This is a genomic window from Veillonella atypica (assembly GCF_041431435.1).
GTDB classification, from domain to species: domain Bacteria; phylum Bacillota; class Negativicutes; order Veillonellales; family Veillonellaceae; genus Veillonella; species Veillonella atypica.
Map to the genome: position 1 here is coordinate 146,995 of NZ_JAPVXV010000003.1, position 17,283 is coordinate 164,277.

At 39.8% G+C, this 17,283-nt stretch carries 17 protein-coding genes; 1 reads left to right on the forward strand and 16 read right to left on the reverse strand.

Going from position 1 to position 17,283, the window contains the following annotated elements; genetic code table 11:
* The 14 genes from O3598_RS04750 to O3598_RS04815 form a co-directional block, all read right to left on the reverse strand.
* Positions 1 to 639: a hypothetical protein gene (locus tag O3598_RS04750; protein WP_316062778.1), complete on the reverse strand. Its 639-nt coding sequence runs from the start codon at positions 637 to 639 to the stop codon at positions 1 to 3.
* 1 nt (position 640) lies between these two features.
* Positions 641 to 2,725, reverse strand: coding sequence for a dynamin family protein (locus O3598_RS04755; RefSeq protein ID WP_371451997.1), 2,085 nt, complete (start codon positions 2,723 to 2,725; stop codon positions 641 to 643).
* Between the two features lie 215 nt (positions 2,726 to 2,940).
* Positions 2,941 to 4,293, reverse strand: a complete 1,353-nt coding sequence (gene glmM / locus O3598_RS04760) for a phosphoglucosamine mutase (protein WP_371451999.1) — start codon at positions 4,291 to 4,293, stop codon at positions 2,941 to 2,943.
* Between the two features lie 135 nt (positions 4,294 to 4,428).
* Positions 4,429 to 6,030 carry an NAD(P)/FAD-dependent oxidoreductase gene (locus O3598_RS04765; protein WP_371452001.1) on the reverse strand — a complete coding sequence of 534 codons (1,602 nt, stop codon included), beginning with the start codon at positions 6,028 to 6,030 and terminating at the stop codon, positions 4,429 to 4,431.
* Between the two features lie 2 nt (positions 6,031 to 6,032).
* Positions 6,033 to 6,950, reverse strand: a complete 918-nt coding sequence (locus tag O3598_RS04770) for a CdaR family protein (RefSeq protein WP_038123666.1) — start codon at positions 6,948 to 6,950, stop codon at positions 6,033 to 6,035.
* Entirely contained in the window at positions 6,947 to 7,759 is an 813-nt protein-coding gene (gene cdaA, locus O3598_RS04775; RefSeq protein WP_005375475.1) for a diadenylate cyclase CdaA, read from the reverse strand. The genes O3598_RS04770 and cdaA overlap by 4 nt, the downstream gene beginning before the upstream one ends.
* A gap of 99 nt (positions 7,760 to 7,858) precedes the next feature.
* Entirely contained in the window at positions 7,859 to 8,173 is a 315-nt protein-coding gene (locus tag O3598_RS04780) for an XdhC family protein (RefSeq protein ID WP_227068566.1), read from the reverse strand.
* Entirely contained in the window at positions 8,163 to 8,894 is a 732-nt protein-coding gene (locus tag O3598_RS04785; protein ID WP_227068567.1) for an XdhC family protein, read from the reverse strand. The genes O3598_RS04780 and O3598_RS04785 overlap by 11 nt, the downstream gene beginning before the upstream one ends.
* A complete protein-coding gene (gene yqeB, locus O3598_RS04790; protein WP_227068568.1) occupies positions 8,878 to 9,690 on the reverse strand; it encodes a selenium-dependent molybdenum cofactor biosynthesis protein YqeB in 813 nt (270 codons plus the stop codon). Before yqeB ends, O3598_RS04785 begins: the two co-directional genes overlap by 17 nt.
* Complete coding sequence (locus O3598_RS04795; protein WP_227068569.1) at positions 9,687 to 10,403, reverse strand: nucleotidyltransferase family protein; 717 nt, start codon at positions 10,401 to 10,403, stop codon at positions 9,687 to 9,689. Before O3598_RS04795 ends, yqeB begins: the two co-directional genes overlap by 4 nt.
* Before the next feature lie 8 nt (positions 10,404 to 10,411).
* The gene (gene yqeC / locus O3598_RS04800) at positions 10,412 to 11,170 is read right to left on the reverse strand and encodes a selenium cofactor biosynthesis protein YqeC (protein ID WP_005382104.1); all 759 of its coding nucleotides are present in this window, start codon (positions 11,168 to 11,170) and stop codon (positions 10,412 to 10,414) included.
* Between the two features lie 33 nt (positions 11,171 to 11,203).
* Positions 11,204 to 13,495: a xanthine dehydrogenase family protein molybdopterin-binding subunit gene (locus O3598_RS04805; RefSeq protein ID WP_285417414.1), complete on the reverse strand. Its 2,292-nt coding sequence runs from the start codon at positions 13,493 to 13,495 to the stop codon at positions 11,204 to 11,206.
* Entirely contained in the window at positions 13,495 to 13,947 is a 453-nt protein-coding gene (locus O3598_RS04810; protein ID WP_005375431.1) for a (2Fe-2S)-binding protein, read from the reverse strand. The genes O3598_RS04805 and O3598_RS04810 overlap by 1 nt, the downstream gene beginning before the upstream one ends.
* Positions 13,947 to 14,729, reverse strand: a complete 783-nt coding sequence (locus O3598_RS04815; RefSeq protein WP_316602343.1) for an FAD binding domain-containing protein — start codon at positions 14,727 to 14,729, stop codon at positions 13,947 to 13,949. The genes O3598_RS04810 and O3598_RS04815 overlap by 1 nt, the downstream gene beginning before the upstream one ends.
* 128 nt (positions 14,730 to 14,857) lie before the next feature.
* Here O3598_RS04815 and O3598_RS04820 point away from each other — a divergent pair, with 128 nt between their 5' ends.
* Positions 14,858 to 15,736 carry an epoxyqueuosine reductase gene (locus tag O3598_RS04820; RefSeq protein WP_287505401.1) on the forward strand — a complete coding sequence of 293 codons (879 nt, stop codon included), beginning with the start codon at positions 14,858 to 14,860 and terminating at the stop codon, positions 15,734 to 15,736.
* Between the two features lie 9 nt (positions 15,737 to 15,745).
* On the opposite strand, the gene yfbR is transcribed toward O3598_RS04820, so the two are convergent.
* Complete coding sequence (gene yfbR, locus O3598_RS04825; RefSeq protein WP_005375498.1) at positions 15,746 to 16,333, reverse strand: 5'-deoxynucleotidase; 588 nt, start codon at positions 16,331 to 16,333, stop codon at positions 15,746 to 15,748.
* Between the two features lie 76 nt (positions 16,334 to 16,409).
* Positions 16,410 to 17,264, reverse strand: a complete 855-nt coding sequence (locus O3598_RS04830) for a D-alanyl-D-alanine carboxypeptidase family protein (protein WP_287505403.1) — start codon at positions 17,262 to 17,264, stop codon at positions 16,410 to 16,412.
* Positions 17,265 to 17,283: the final 19 nt, after the last annotated feature.

Consider the following 17,283-nt stretch of genomic DNA (forward strand, 5'->3'; position numbering starts at 1 on the left):
TTAAACCTCATGCGATTCAATAGAAGACTCAAAAGCATCTATACGTCGATAAAATTCATTTTCAGCACAGTCTAAATGATTAATAAATTGTTCTCTTAAATTTGATAAATATATTGATATAGCTTTTTTTAGTTCCTGTTTTTCTAGTTTATTTTTAACAATAAATTGATCTAATAATACTGTAGCTACTAAAGAACTTACTGTGGTAATTACAATATATCCCCCTATAAAAGAAGACTCCGTTAGAGATTTTACAAGCCCTCCACTTATTACAGATAACCCTAATAGCACACCAAGATCAACAATATATCTTTTTTTATTATTAGAGTTAAAACCTGTTCTCTCTGGTAATTGGAATTTAAATTGCTCTAATAATACAGTTGTCAAATTTAAGCTCAAAAACTTATTCTGTGTCATAATATCCTTAGGATCCATATTACTCAAGTATTTTTTTGAAGCTAAATATAACAAATCACTTAATATTGATTTACTCCGTATAGATAATTCCATAGAAACCAAGCTATAAATCTCTTCACTAAGTTTTTTTGAATCATCAGATAAATCTACTATTTCGCATGATTTTTCACCTAAATCAGTAAATAAATCATTAATTTTAGAAGCTATAATATCACTATACATATTATAATATCCCCTTTTCAATAGCTTTTAATTTTATTTGTCCTCCCTTCGAGAAACTAGAGAGCTCCTCTATTTTCTCAATATATTTCATTATCTCAGTATTTTCTACTCTTACCTCATTAATCTCTTTCAACTCTTTAATCTTACTATCAGCATTATTATTTAACTCAAATCTATACTCTATAATCGCATCAGAAACAAAATCAATTAACTCATTCTCCAATTCAGCTCTTATCAAATTAAGTCGTTTATCAATACTATTAGAATAATTTTTAAAATATTTTTTTTGCGAAAATACTGATGCATATTTTGCATCTGAAAATGTTCCTGCTTCTTTAATTTTTACACGTTCTTCAGCATTAGATTTACTTTGTTTTTCTATTTTTTCAAAATCGATGGATTCATAATCCGGCTTTATAAAATCTATCAAATCTAATTTTTCTGAGATTGATTTTAATAAATCATTACAATCCTCTATCACCTCTTGTTGGATTTTCTTAGAAATCTCTTTGCATTCTTCTATAGTTTCCAAAGAAATAGATTTTAAACTATCAATAGACCCTTCTTTATCTGGATTTAATGAGGCTTTCTTACTTTTATAATTACAAACTATAGTATCAGCAACCTCTTTTATTTTTCCCTTTTCATTACTAGTATAATGATAGCGAATATCTTCAATACCAACTGCTATCCTATTTAAAATTAAATTTTTCTCTGCTTCTAACTTTTTTATTTTAGCTTCTATATCATTAGGGTTTTTGATTTTTTGTCTCCATGACTCAATCTGATCACTAAATTCTAAATCTAAGCTATTATATAAACGAATCATTGTGTTTAATACATCTTTCAATAATATATAATGCGATTTTCGACCAAATTTCTCTAATAAACTGTATACTCGTTTAAATCTAGATTTCGCCTCTAAAGATTGAATAAAGTCACTAAGACTCCCATTCGCCAAGCCGCCTATCGTATCGTAATAAGATAGTTTTATAAAATCCTCAAGTTCTTTTGAGTCATCTAATTCTTTCAACTTATTCGTCACAGCTTCTATCGACTCCAATGAATCAAATACTTTCGCTGACATTTCAGCTTTACTATCTACAAAAAGTATATTTTCTTTATTCAATTGTTTGAACTGCTTATAAGCTTCTTCTTGCAAACGCATCAAATCATTCTCATTCATTTGTGCTACTCGAGTGAATATTAAAAAAAGAGCTTCTTTATTTCGTCCAACAATTGTATTATTCATAAATTGAGAAAACTGAGTTGACTCTATGGCTTGTCCTGTTATAGGTTTCAAAAAAATAATAGCATTAGCATCCTTTATATACTCTGTTGTAACTTCAGAAACACCGCCTCTTGCACATACACCCGGGCTATCTATAATTTCAACTCCTTTTAAAGAATCACTTAAAGGATAAAAAATCTCAATTTTAGTTACTATATTAAACCAATTATCTATATAACTAGATATATATTGCCTAATCTTACTTTCATATTTTTCTAAAGATAAATGATATATATTAGCTGCTTGAACTGACTCAGACGCAATCAAATTTTTAATATCTTCCTCAAATATCTTTATTTTTTTTGTCTTATTATTAGCTTTTCTACCTGCTTTTACCAATATTTCTTCATTAATCGTAGGTACCGGAATATCTCTATAGTCATCATCCAAGGAAGCATTCTTCTTCAAAAAAGATTTAACAGCTTCTGGTTCATTAATTACTTCTATCCGCCCATCGGCATAAGTTGCTACAAGCTTAAAATTTTTAGCATATTTTATTTCAAGTAAGACACTAGTACACTGCTTCACATCTACAGGCAATAAGTCTATGCCTAAATATGCATTAATAAATGTAGATTTCCCACTTTTCGCTTCTCCTGCTACTATGATTTTAAACTTATCTTCTTTAATCTTCTCTATATCAGCCCGAATTTTTTTTATAAGTCCCTCTTTTCTCTTTAATGGATTACTTATATTTATATTCTTATAATATTCCAAAACCTCCTGCAAAAAATTTTCCATATCATTATAAATTGATAAAACTTCTTCTTTCTTTTTTTTATAACTAATTACCATGTCTCCGCGCTCCTTCATATTAAATTCATGAATTCTCTATGGCTAAATTATAAATTACATAATACTATCAGTCAACATGCTCTAGATTTGATGAGACAAAACTTACATATCTATGTTTCATTAAACTTTATATGTAAAAAATCCTGTATAGATGCTATCTCATCTTTTACAAAGATAGTACCTATACAGGATTTAATAAATTATATTTCTTAATCTTATTCCGCTAACCCTTGTTCTCTACCGATAATATCGGCAATTTCTTGACATAAGGCTTGTAGTGCTGCTTGGTCTGGACCTTCAGCCATTACGCGGATGAGTGGTTCTGTACCAGATGCACGTACCAGTACACGACCTTCGTCACCAAGTTCACCTTCAGCTGTTACAATAGCAGCCTTAATAATATCGTTTTCTTCCCAACCAGTCTTTGTGGCAACGCGTACGTTTATAAGAACTTGTGGGTATTTTGTCATAATGCCAGCCAATTCAGAAAGTGGTTGGCCTTTTTCTTTTACAAGAGCCGCCACTTGAACAGCAGTCAACATGCCATCACCAGTTGTGTTATGATCGAGGAAAATGACGTGACCAGATTGTTCACCGCCAATGGAAAGGTCGTGTTCACGCATATATTCCAATACATAGCGGTCACCAACAGCAGTAGAAACGGTTTTCATACCAAGTTCTTCAGCTGCTTTGTGGAAGCCGATATTACTCATAACGGTACCAACTACGGTATCGCCTTTGAGCTTACCTTCTTCTTTCAATTTAAGAGCGCATAATAGCATGATTTGGTCGCCATCGAGGACTTGACCTTTTTCGTCTACTAACAAGCAACGGTCCGCATCACCATCATTGGCAATACCTAAATCAGCATGGTGTTGTTGAACAGCTACTTGCAAGCCTTCGATATGGGTAGAACCGCAATGATGATTGATGTTCAAACCATCTGGATTGACATTGATATTGATAACCTTTGCACCAAGACCAGACAAAATTTCAGGACCTACACTAGAAGCGGCACCATTCGCGCCATCATAAACAATCGTTAAACCTTCAAGGGATGTATCGATTGTATGACGAACAAAGTGAGCATAGTGATGTGCAAGATTTGCATTATACTCTACACGACCAATGCCAGCACCTGTAGGACGAGGTAATTCGTTATCTGCACTTTGACGTACATATACTTCTAATTGATCTTCTACTTCATCTGGTAATTTAAAACCACTACCATCAAAGAATTTAATACCATTATCTGGGAATGGGTTATGAGATGCAGAAATAACAGCGCCCGCATCAAAACCTTGTTGCTTTACAAGGTATGCTACAGCAGGTGTAGGAATGACTCCCGCCATAACTACATTACCGCCTACAGAACAGATGCCAGATGCCAACGCGCATTCCAACATGGAACCAGAGATACGCGTATCTCTACCAATTAAAAATGTAGGATGTTCTTTTTCTTTACCAAAATGTGTTGCCGCTGCACGCCCCAAATGGTATGCCAATTCAGGTGTTAAAAATTCATTAACAACGCCACGTACACCATCAGTACCAAATAATCGAGCCATATTCTCCTCCGTCTACAAACGAATGTATTTCAATCTATGTTGTGTGTATTATATCACACGAGTTTGTACAATTTATAAAATCCAGGTTGAGCTTTCACCATAGCACGTAAATGTATAAATCTATTTGTGAAAGTATCATTCATTAGGTTTTGCATACATGCTCATGCACGCAATCGCCGTTTCTGCACCATCCAAGGCGGCACTCATGATGCCACCCGCATAGCCTGCACCTTCCCCCATCGGGTAAAAGCCACCGACTGTAGTGGATACGCGATTATCATCACGTCCCATACGAAGCGGTGAAGATGTGCGCGTTTCAACGCCGGTCATACAGATTTCAGGGCTATCAAAACCTTTGATACGGCGTCCCCAATACGGTAAGGCCCGTTCTAAAACAGACGATACATAATCAGGTAAACACTGGTGCAAATCGCAATCTACGATATGAGGTTCATAACTATGTATACTGCTTTCAACAGACGGCGCATCAGACTGTCTCAAGAAAGAACCTACCGTTTGAGCCGGTGCATTAAAGTTTGAACCACCCAATTTATAAGCCTTGCGTTCCCATTCTCGTTGAAATGCTACGCCATCTAAAGGATGGGTACCAAAATCATCAGGGCCTACGTTTACGACGATAGCACTATTTGCAACGCCACTGTCACGGGCATACAAGCTCATACCATTGGTTACAACACCGCCCGGTTCGGACGCAGATGCGACCACTTGCCCACCAGGACACATACAGAAGCTATAGGCCGTACGCCCTGATTCTTTATCATGATATACCAAGGAATACTCAGCAACCCCTAATCCTAGGCTCTTTGGATCCACACCGTACTGAGATTGATCGATGACATCTTGAGGATGTTCAATGCGAACACCGATAGCAAATGGTTTAGCCACCATATCGATACCGCGTTTAAATAACATTTCATACGTATCTCGTGCACTATGACCTACACCAGATAAAACTAGAGTCGTATCAATACGTTCCGCACCATTCACCTCGATACCGACCACATAATCCTGATCAACAAATACATCGGTTACCTTAGCTCCAAAGCGGACTTCGCCGCCCCATTCGATAATGCGCTCACGCATGGCTTTTACCATATGACGTAATTTATCTGTTCCTACGTGAGGTTTATGCTTGTATAGGATTTCTTCCGGTGCCCCGAATTCTACAAAGTATTTTGAAATTTCATGCAACCGCGGATGTGTGACGCGCGTAGTCAATTTACCATCAGAAAATGTACCGGCCCCACCTTCACCGAATTGAACATTCGATTCCGGTTTAAAGGTTCCCGTTTTCCAAAATGTTTCCACATCCTTTGCACGAGTATCTACATCTTGTCCCCGTTCTAACACGATAGGGCGATAGCCTTCACGGGCTAAGTAAAAGGCCGCCATCATACCTGCAGGACCAAAGCCCATCACAACAGGTCTATGTGCTAGAGGTCTATCACCAATGGCAATCGGTTCTGGATTCTCAGGTGTAAATAAGGTAACATCCTTTTGCTTACCTAGTTTCTTAATGATTTTTTCTTCATGTTGAGCCTCTACAAAAAGAGTATACACAAATACAATATTGGGTTTCTTACGAGCATCTACGGCACGTCTCACCACATGAATTTTCTGTATATATCCCTTTAGTTGAGGGTATTTCTTTTCTACTATTTCCTCAATCGTAGCCTTTACGGTAACGGCTACGCGAAGATTTATTATTCTTATCATATCTATGCTTTTCTTTGTATATCCACTGTTACATGAACCGTAGTCATCTTACTAGTAAGGCCATCAGGAATTACTATATTATAGGTACCATCAATAGGTGCCGTAGCATTACTTATATCAATAGATTCCGTCTTAAGATCCGAAACAGAATCTACCATTTCTTCACGACCTGTAATTGTTACTTGTACAGGCTTAATCGTAATACCTTTGACTTCATAACCATCCGCTACTTGACCTACGGTTATTGCCGAAATAGGTACGGCTTTATCTTTTCTAAGTAAATTTAATTCATACTGTGCTTGACCTTGTGTTGGGCTAATATTTACATCGAGCACATTGCCCGCATTATCCCAAGCTTCCAAATCAGCAACAGCACTAAAGTTTTTAGTTTGACCGGCCACATTAACCTTCATGACAACCCGTGTGGCAGCCATTACTTGTTGTTTGCGACCAGATACAGTGACTTCCTTAGGAATCACAGTAACCGATTTCATGGCCACATTATCCGGAATTTGTCCAATTGGCACAATTTCAACAGGTAATTTCTTTGACGCAAATTCATCAACATTAATCGTTACCGTATCAGGTTTGATTTCAACTATGTTCATCCCCGATGGTGGATTAAAGTGGATGGTTACATTATTTTGTCCCGTCGAAACCCCTGACGCATCTATATAAGCCTTAAGGTTTTCAGACTTTAAATTAATAATCGTATCGCGTGGCCCACTAAGCGTAACGCGTACATATTGAGGTGCATCTTCTATGATGTAATTAGCTGCCAAATTTTGCACCTGTACAGGCACCGTATAGGAAACCTCCATCACAGGATTTTGGTCGCGCATAATAAAAAACCACATGACGATGGCTGCCAATAATGAAAGTATTTTTGCAGGCCAGTTGCGTTTCAAATGAATCATCATTTCTTGCCACCCCATTTCCACATGCTCGTAATATTTTGACGAGGTCTTTCCATAAATGTACGAAGGGCCTCTTTAATTTGATCTTCTGGTAAGTGACGATAAATATGTCCGCCATAGGTATAAGAAATGACACCCGTTTCTTCGCTGACAACAACGACAACTGCATCTGTTTGTTCAGACAGACCAATAGCCGCGCGATGACGTGTACCAAGTTCGGTACTCAATGTACGGTCCTCGGTAAGAGGCAATAGACAACCTGCAGCCTGAATGCGGCCATTACGGATAATCATAGCCCCATCATGAAGAGGTGTACTAGGAACGAAAATATTTTTAATCAATTCCCGACTAAGTACAGCATCAACAATAATGCCTGTATCAATAAAGTCGTTTAAGCCTACCTCGCGTTCAAATACGATGAGGGCCCCTGTATGTTCACGAGACATAACGCGAGCCGCCGCCATCACTTCATTGATAGCCATATCCATTTCTTCTTCGTTTACATTCTGTGCTTTACTAAAAATACGGCCACGCCCAAGTTGCTCTAGGGCACGACGTAATTCCGGTTGGAACACGACAGGTAACGCAAAGAGGATAACGGTCATCCCTTGTTGGAGAATCCAGTTAATAACATACAGATTCATTACATGGCTTAAAACATTCAAAATAGCCAAAAATAATAACCCTTTTAGCAAGGCTACAGCGCGTGTATCCTTTAAGAGTTTATACATATAATAAATACCGATAGCAACCGTCAAGATATCGATGAGATCAAGGATTCTAAAGGTATGTATGAGGGCTTCAAAATGCATATGTGCAACTCCTTATACAAAATAATAAGGTACAGCCATTACATTAGCTGTACCTTATATTTTATCGCATTTTATGAGCACTGTAAATTTAAAACGAAGTCATACATTCTGCGTTTTAATCCATACATCCATGCAACCGCCACAAACCATACCTTCTTTTACGGCTATATCATCATTTAATTTTACTTCAATACGTCGATGTTGCTCCTTCTTCTTCATGGAATCAATAGCACTGAGGCGTATTTCATTTTCTGCGCGGCCACCGCCAATAGTACCAAAAATAGATCCATCAGGGAATACAACCATCGAGGTACCTGCTTTACGAGGTGTAGAACCAGCCGTATGAAGAATTGTTGCCACTGCTAGTGTTTCATCTGTGCGTTGACTCAAATATTCTACAAACTCACGCTTCATGACTTACAACTCTCTTTCTGCGTAAAAACTGACCTTGTTTACCTCGTACAACAGCAAGGTACTCACTGACGATAGATAAAGCAATTTCCTCTGGTGTTTGAGCACCTAAATCTAGACCAATAGGAGCATAGATCATATCGAGTTCCTCTTGCGTCCAACCTTTGGTTTTCAAATTTTCTAATGCATAATGAATACGTTGTTGACTGCCCATAACACCCATATAAGTAGGCAGTTGATCTCTCAATTGTTCAAGGCATGTGTTATCGAATTCATGGGCTCTCGTAACGATAATAAATCCATTATATTCATCAAGAGGTAACTTGTCTCTAAAATCATCCAAAGGCAAACATTTTCTTGTTACACGCTCATCAAAGAATTCAGGCACCACATATTCAGGTCGATCATCAACAACAGTAGCACGACATCCGATAAATAATAATAAATCCGTAATGGCACGGCTTACATGGCCTGCCCCAAGGACAAGTACAGATGGATCCTTTTCAACAGGTTCAACAAAACATTCAGTGCTACCAAATACACATAAAGCATTCGGCTTGACTCTATTTAGTGTAAAGCCTTCTATAGCGTCACCATATAATATATCCCCATCCTGATTATAGATAGTTCTATCCCCTTGACGAGGCCCCGATAGGATGGTCACCAAAAATGTTGGCTCCGTCACCTGTAATCGGTCTTTCATAATCTCATAAATGATTTCCATCTTTATTCCTTTCATAGTCCCATGCAGTAACGGCCTCTAAAACACCGCCGCCAACAGCGAGGGATTTGTCAGAAATACTATAACAATGCGATTCCTCACAACGAGCATCCACATCAGCCAATTTAAAATGGTCAGATACGATAAGTCCCGTTTTTAAAATGCCCCGTAATGTACCGGTAATCTTAGCCCGCACCGGTTCTTCATCAACATAACCAATCACTTCGTTAGCTTGCACCTCGTCACCAATATGACGTTTAGCTGTAAATACTCCTGCCTTTGGCGAATGAATCACCCGTTCATGGGTATAACCACCCACATTGCCAGGAATACCTGTATTCGGTTGCGCTTCACCATCATAAATACAGCGTCCTAAATTATGTCCACGCATAGTTTCGATGACTACATTCACATCGCGGCCAGCGCTAAATCCAGGACCTACACCAATAACAAAGGGTGCATCGAGTCTAGTAGTTCCTACATTCTTTTTAGCCAAAATGGCATCTACAACAACATCCGGATGCAGTTGATCTAATAGCTCTTCATAGGACGATGTTACAACAGGAATCACACCTTGTGATAACGTATCCTGAATTTCACCGATACACACATGACGTGCAACCAACCGTTCAAGAATCATTTCACCGCAATGAACAGCATTACCATAACTCACCTCTCTACGAATCATAGTAGGTATAGCAATTTCATTAACTACTACAGGGTACCCTGCACGTCTCAATCTATAAATTGCACCGGAAGCGATATCGCCGCCTCCGCGCACAAGTATTAAAGGCTTCATACACCCTCACTTTCACGATATTGCAAATCGTTATAATCCTCTGGCGTATCTATATCAAATCCCCATTCAGGAATAATACTTACATATTCTACAAAATTATGCCCCACACCACGAATGATCGTTCGTCCACCTTGGTCACCCTCGATGTGTTGCAAGTCCTCAAACCAATGGGCACCAAACAAAACGGGATTGCCAGGGTGTTGAGTTGTTCCATATTTAGGTACTACGATTGTTCTATTTGTTTCATCCCTATGCTGTTGAAAGCTAGTAATGAGTTGTTCAACAACCATTGGATTCAGTAACGGTTGATCAGACACAGAGCAAATAATACCATCTAAAGCGCGTGTGCCAAATTCATTCATCAAGTATTTCACGCCTAATGCGATGGATGTGCCTTGACCTAAATCAGAATATTCGTTATGAATAATGGAAAATCCATAACTGCTAGCAATATGGTCAATATCATGGTCCCCACCTGTAACGGCAACCATTGGATAGATTTTTAAATTCCATGAAGGATTAGTTTGTTCCCAGCCAATTTGTAATGCATGACATACAGCATCAAAAATCGTCTTTCCGCGCCACGGAAGTAATTGCTTATTTGTTCCCATTCGTCGAGACTGACCTGCTGCTAACAAAACAAGGCCAATACGAGGTGTTTCTCGTGAAAGGGCGCCCCCTAAGGGAGCGCTTTCACCTGTCTTATATTCCATTTTGCTACCTAGCGACATTGAATAATGCGACGAATTTCACAACTAGCCTTATACCCATCAGCCAACACAATGGCCGTGATATCACTATCTACCACATGACTTATGAAATCATCAATAATACGATGTTGTACCGTGTCATAACCAGTGCAGAACAAGATTTTCTTGCCCTTACTATATTGGAATAGCCCTTGTTTATGAAGCACGATTTGAGCAAGCATATGAGGTGTTACAATGGCACCTTCTTCGCGATGTACAATGGATTGAACTAATTCTAAATTATGTACATGATCTTCATCAAGGGATGCGCCCAGCATTTGAAGGTTCACCACCCCTATAGTCGTCTTTGTTTGACTTGGGATAACAGGTTCCGTATGTTTTGGTGCCTTAAGCCATTTCTCTTTGGCTCCATCCGCTTCAACAACGATTTGCCAGTTTGGATGTAACGCACTAAGGCCATCTATGCTTTCACAATCTACAGCATCAACCTTAGTTCGTGTAATACCATTAAACCAGGCACCACAATAACCTTGTTGAATACGTTTTGTACAATATTCATCAACATCGTTGATATCCTTTGTATAAATAGGTTCATATTGAGCCACTTGTGATTCATACAACTGTGTTGTAGTCGTCACTACGATAGGTTGTCCTTGCAACCGACCATACTCGACTAGCTTAGATAAGACCGTTGTTTTGCCGCCAGCCCCAACCAATGCGACAATGCCAGGTTGGATAAGACGATTCCAGTACTGCGTTTGTGATGTCATAGCACGAGGCCCCCTTTAGGAATGTAGAAATGGTTATACTTTATATTTCTCGTCCATCCCCATAAATACCTTCTCTGGTGTCATAGGTAATGTACGAATATCCGCACCAACTGCATTTTTTACAGCATGTTGTATTGCGGGACAAGCTGTATTAATAACAATTTCACCGATGGATTTAACACCATATGCACCACTTTCCTCATATGATTCAACAAAGGCTGTATGTAATTCACCAATATCTTGACGTGTAGGAATTTTATAGGTCATAAAATTATTAGTTTCTAAACGACCATTACTAGAGTATCTAACGTCTTCATACAAAGCCATACCAATAGCTTGTACTGCGCCGCCTTCAACCTGTACACGCGCTAGTTTAGGATTCACAACGGTACCACAGTCTACACAGTTATACATATGTAACGGTATAATTTGTCCCGTTTGTTTATCTACCTTAACTTCAGCGATAGACGCCATGAATGGTGGTGGAGATGTATGACTACCCCATGTTGCGAACCCCGTTAATTGTTCGGATGTAGTTCCTACTAATAGCTTAGGTGCTAGTTCTTGAATGGACATTTTCTTTGTACCATCCTTAGTCACACCTACTAAGCCGTCAAAATCAATATCTTCTGGTTTAACCTCCATAAATTGCGCTAATTTATGGATTATCTTTTCTCTCAGTTCTTCAGCCGCCATTTTCGCCGCAGTACCCGTTACATAGGTCGTGCTCGATGCGTATGAACCTGGATCAAATGGTACGATATCCGTATCAGATTCGACAACCGTCATAGATTCCATAGGGCAACCAAGGGCTTCACAAGCCATTTGTGTAAGAATTGTATTAGCCCCCATCCCCATATCGGAAGAGCCCGTATACAATGTGTAGTTACCATCATCGCCAAGACGAATTTCTACGGATGCTACATCGATATTAGCAACACCGGACCCTTGTAAAGCAAGAGCCATCCCCAAACCGCCGCGATAGCGCTCATCAATGTCCCAACTATGAGGACGCTCATCCCAACGAGCCATTTCCTTGACCTTATTTACAGTTTCTTGGAATAGGCCAGAATCCATGATTTCATCAGGGTCATACACTAAACTACGTTCACCGGCAGCAATCAAATTCTTTTGACGAAGTTCCGCTGGGTCGATTCCCATTTCGTCCGCCAAACGGTTTACTGCACATTCTAAAGGCCACAAAGCCTCTGTAGCGCCATAGCCACGGAAGGCTCCGCCCGGCGTATGATTCATGTAAACCCCTTCGGTGCCATAGTGTACTGCTTTTGCCTTGTTATACAATGGCACGGACTTATGTTCCCCCGCTGTGGTTGTCGTAAAGCAGTGTGTTGCATGAGCGCCTGCATCGGTAATGGAGTCCATATCGATAACTTGGATAATGCCATCCTTGGTAGCCCCTACGCGAATATACCATTCACGAGCATGACGTGTAGTAGAACAAGTTTGCGCTTCTGTTCTATCATATAGCAAATAACATGGCTTTTGTAATTTCCAGGTTACAAATGCTGTCATCAATTCGGTACAAGCCGTTTGTTTCGATCCAAAACCACCGCCAATGCGAGGTTTAATAACGCGAATTTTAGATGCAGGAATTCCTAGTGCTCGTGCAATATGACGACGCACATGGAACACTATTTGCGTAGAGCTAACGATGACAATACGGCCTAAATGATCAATATAGCCAAAGCTTTGGAATGGTTCCATTGCAGATTGACGCGTAGCTTGGTCGAAATATGTGCCTTCTACGACATAATCGCATTTAGCAAGTTCCCCTTCAATATCACCAACACGCTTATGGTACGATACACAAATATTGCGTTTATAGTCTTGTCCTACTGGAATGTGATTGAGAATATCATCTTCTGGATGAACTACTGTTTCATGGTCCATAGCCGTGCGTAAATCAAGCACCGGTTTTTGCACCTCGTATTCAACCTTAATGAGAGGCATCGCCTTCAATGCAGTAGCTTCATCTTTAGCCACGACGAGGGCCACTTCATCACCTACATAGCGAACTACAGAATCGAGAATCAATGCATCATAGGCAGATGGCTCTGGATAGGTTTGACCTGCTAAAGTAAAACGCGTATTCGGTACATCTTCATAGGTAAAAATAGCCTCTACACCAGGGATTAATTTAGCTTTAGATGTGTCAATAGATTTAATTTTCGCCTGTGCATGTGGACTACGCAATACCTTAATAATGAGGGCATCTTTTGGCACAAAATCCCCTGTATAAGAAGGTTTACCACTGAGTATACCCTTGGCATCGACTTTATCATAAGACTTACCAATGTGCTTCATTATAAACCTCCTTGTAGATACTTACGAACACCGCGGAGCTGCGACTCATAGCCGGTGCAGCGACAGAGATTGCCAATCAAGTATTCTCGGATTTCATCATCACTAGCATTAGGATTTCTACGCTTCAATGCGATAGCGCTCATCATCATACCGGTAGTACAGAAACCACATTGGTCAGCCCCTTCAGAAGCAAGACAATCTGCTAATAATGAGGCTTCTGCTTCAAGACCTTCAAGGGTCGTAATCGTATGACCGGGCGCACGGAATGTAGGATATGCACAGGATAGCGTGATTTCATCGTCGACCCAAACAGTACATAAACCACAGTTTGTCGTATCACAGCCACAGCGTACGCTATAATAGCCTAAGTTACGCAGCGTAGTTAATAGCATTTCATCCGTTGGCACATTAACGATTACATTCTTATTATTAATATTCAATACTAATTCCATTATTGTGCCACCTCCTTAACTAACCGACGAACCATGGCTTTAGCCATCTCAATGCGATATTCCTTGGATGCATGAGAATTTTTTTGATACACTAATTCCTCTGATGCAATCTGTGCTGCCTCATCAAATGCATCTAATCCTTTTTCTGAAAGCAAGGCACTAGCTTTCTCAGCCAATTGTGGCGCACCTGGACGAGTCCCTATATAGACTTCATAATTTGTATCATCACGGCGAATAGAACCGGTTAAATACGGAAAGTCACCACGAGAAATGCGCAACGCCTCAACCGCAACAGGCACTTCGCGTTTAGGGATGCGAATTTCAACTAAAATATCGCGTTCCCGATAATTCATATAATCCTTCATGGACATACGACCACCTTTATAGGTTACGATGTCTGCATGAACAGCTAACAAGGCGGGAATAATATCAGAGAACCCAAATTTGCTAGCTACGGATCCGCCCATGGTAGCCATATTTCTAAATTGGACGCCTAGAATTTCTTTGACACCACGTACTACAGCACCGCTACAAAAGCGTTGTAATGGTTCAAATCGTTCTACATCGCCTTGTGTCGCCATAGCGCCAATAACAAATTCGTTATCTTCTTCACGAACATATCGTAAATCTAGTCCTGCCATATCGATTACTGCAGGCCATGTACGACGACCCAAGCGTAGCCAACACCCACCAGCAAGCATCGGTGCCGTCTTATTTTTCACGGCCATTTCATAGGCCTCTTCCACCGTCTTCGGTTGTAATACTTTCAAAAAGGCTAACATAATCTATCCTCACAATGGTATACTAAAAACAATCATTATCTTAAGCCATTTACTATTAGCAATGTTGCCATAAAACCTTTTATTTTTGCTTATATATATAATTGTAACAACTATTACATCGTAAATCTATGACAAACAATATAAAATTACAAGAAGTTTGCAAACAATTACATATACCCGTAGTAGGCACCACGTCATGGCCACTCCCTATAGAGGCCCGTGAAATTTTGCAGGAATCCAATCCCTGTCCATTCACAGCAGCCGACATAGACGAACGACTGATAGGCACAACAGACTTTATGCCACACAGCGCCATCGTCTGTCTATTTCCCTATCATATGCCACATGAAGGTCCTACGAATCTATCCCGTTACACGTGGGCCACTGATTACCATCTAGTGGTGACAGACTATTTACAACGCCTCGTAGATGAACTTAAAACGACTGCCCCAGATGCATCATTCTCTATCCATTGCGATACGAGTCCCTTGGCTGATCGATATATGGCGTATTTAGCAGGTCTTGGATTCTACGGTAAAAACAAGTGCTTTATCAATCCAACTTGGGGTTCTTATATCGTTATCGGTACTGTGCTCACCACATTAGAATTCGAGTCCAATACGCCTATGACCGATACGTGTATGGGCTGTAATCGGTGTATTACATCCTGCTTAGGTCAATGTCTAGATGGCAATGCATTTAATTACGCCACCTGTAAAAGCTATTTAACGCAAAAAAAAGGCGATCTCACCAATGACGAACAAGCCATCATCAGGAAATCACCCTTGTTATTCGGTTGTGATGTATGCCAAGAAGTATGCCCCCATAATAAGGACTTACCTACAACACCCATTATTGAATTTCAATCTATCGAACCTTATGTGGATGTTGATGAATTAGAGTCTATGACCAATAAGGAGTTTAAGGCAAAACACGGCCATCGAGCCTTCTCATGGCGCGGTAAAAAGATATTGATACGCAATCAGGAATATATTACAAAACCTTAATACTACCTACTATATTTTATAGTAATTTAGTTTATCCAAGGACTCACTCAAGGCCGGTACATATTCTTCGATGAACATGTCCACCTCTGGCATATTTAGAGCTTTCAACTTGGCCAAAATCGTATCGTGCGCCTCCTTGAATTCATCATTGCCCGCATGTAATTCATTAACGCATTTCATATAGGCGGACAAGGTATCGGCAGCTTTCACAATCGACCATTCAGGCAATGTTTCAGCATCTACAATATACGGTTTATAAACGGATTGCAATCGTTTCGGCAATGTGCTTAACATTTTTTCTTGCGCTAAGGTTTCCACCTCGCCATACAAGGAACGAAGCTTAGGATCAAAGTATTTAATAGGCGTCGGCATATCCCCTGTAAAGATTTCACTCACCTCATGGTACATGGCAATGACGGCCACCTTGTTAATATCTAAATTTCCACCGAAATATTCATTTTTAAGAGCCGCCAAATTATGGGCTACCATAGCTACCTCAAGGCTGTGTTCTTGAATATTTTCTGTTTCCGTATTGCGCATCAAGCTCCAACGGTTAATAAAGCGCATCCGTTTTAAAAAAGCAAAAAATGAACTCATACATATCCCCCTTACAATGAAGGTCCCACCAGAAGGTAGGACCTTTTATAGTATGTATAACTAAATAGTTATGATATTAAATGACACCGCGTAATTTAAAGCCATAGTCTAGGAACTGAACGGCCTCATTCCAACGGTTGTCATCATTGAGCATCACCACAATCATAGTGTGCCCATTTCGCGTAGCCGATGCGATTAAACATTCACCAGCCGCATTTGTAAATCCCGTCTTTAAGCCATTAGCACCAGGATATTTATTACGGATAAAATGGTTTGTAGTGCGAATCGTTTCAGGCGCACGGTTTTGATAAGGCACCTTATAGTAATCATTGGCCACCTTGTCGCGGAACATTTGATATTTCATCCCATAAGCTGCAATCAAAGCCAAATCTCGTGCCGTCGAATGATGACCCATTTGGGTCAATCCATGAGGGTTGAGGAATACGCTGTTTTTAGCCCCCGCCTTAGCAGCTATGCGATTCATATCCTTCGCAAAATTTTCTACAGACCCACTTACGTTCTCTGCCACCACTACGGCCGCATCATTACCAGATGCTACCATCATACCTTCAAGAACACCTTCCAAGGTGATTTGGTCGCCTACTTGTATACCAAGATTAGATTCTTCCATGCTCGTCGCATAGGGACTAATCGTAGCTAACTCATCTAATTGCGTTCCTTTTAACTCAAGTGCTGTTAATAAGGTTACCATTTTCGTAGTACTTGCCGGATGCATCCATTTATCGGGATTCTTAGCGAATAAAATCTCCTTATTATCTGCATCAATGAGTACCACTGCTTCACCAATGGTAGATGGTGGCGTAGGTGCAGCACCATGAGCAACAGTACCTAAGAGCATGGCACCTATGAAAGCTAACGCCAATATAAAACGTTGCCATACTAAGTGCCTATGCATTATTAAATCTCTCATATCAATCTCTTTCTACATA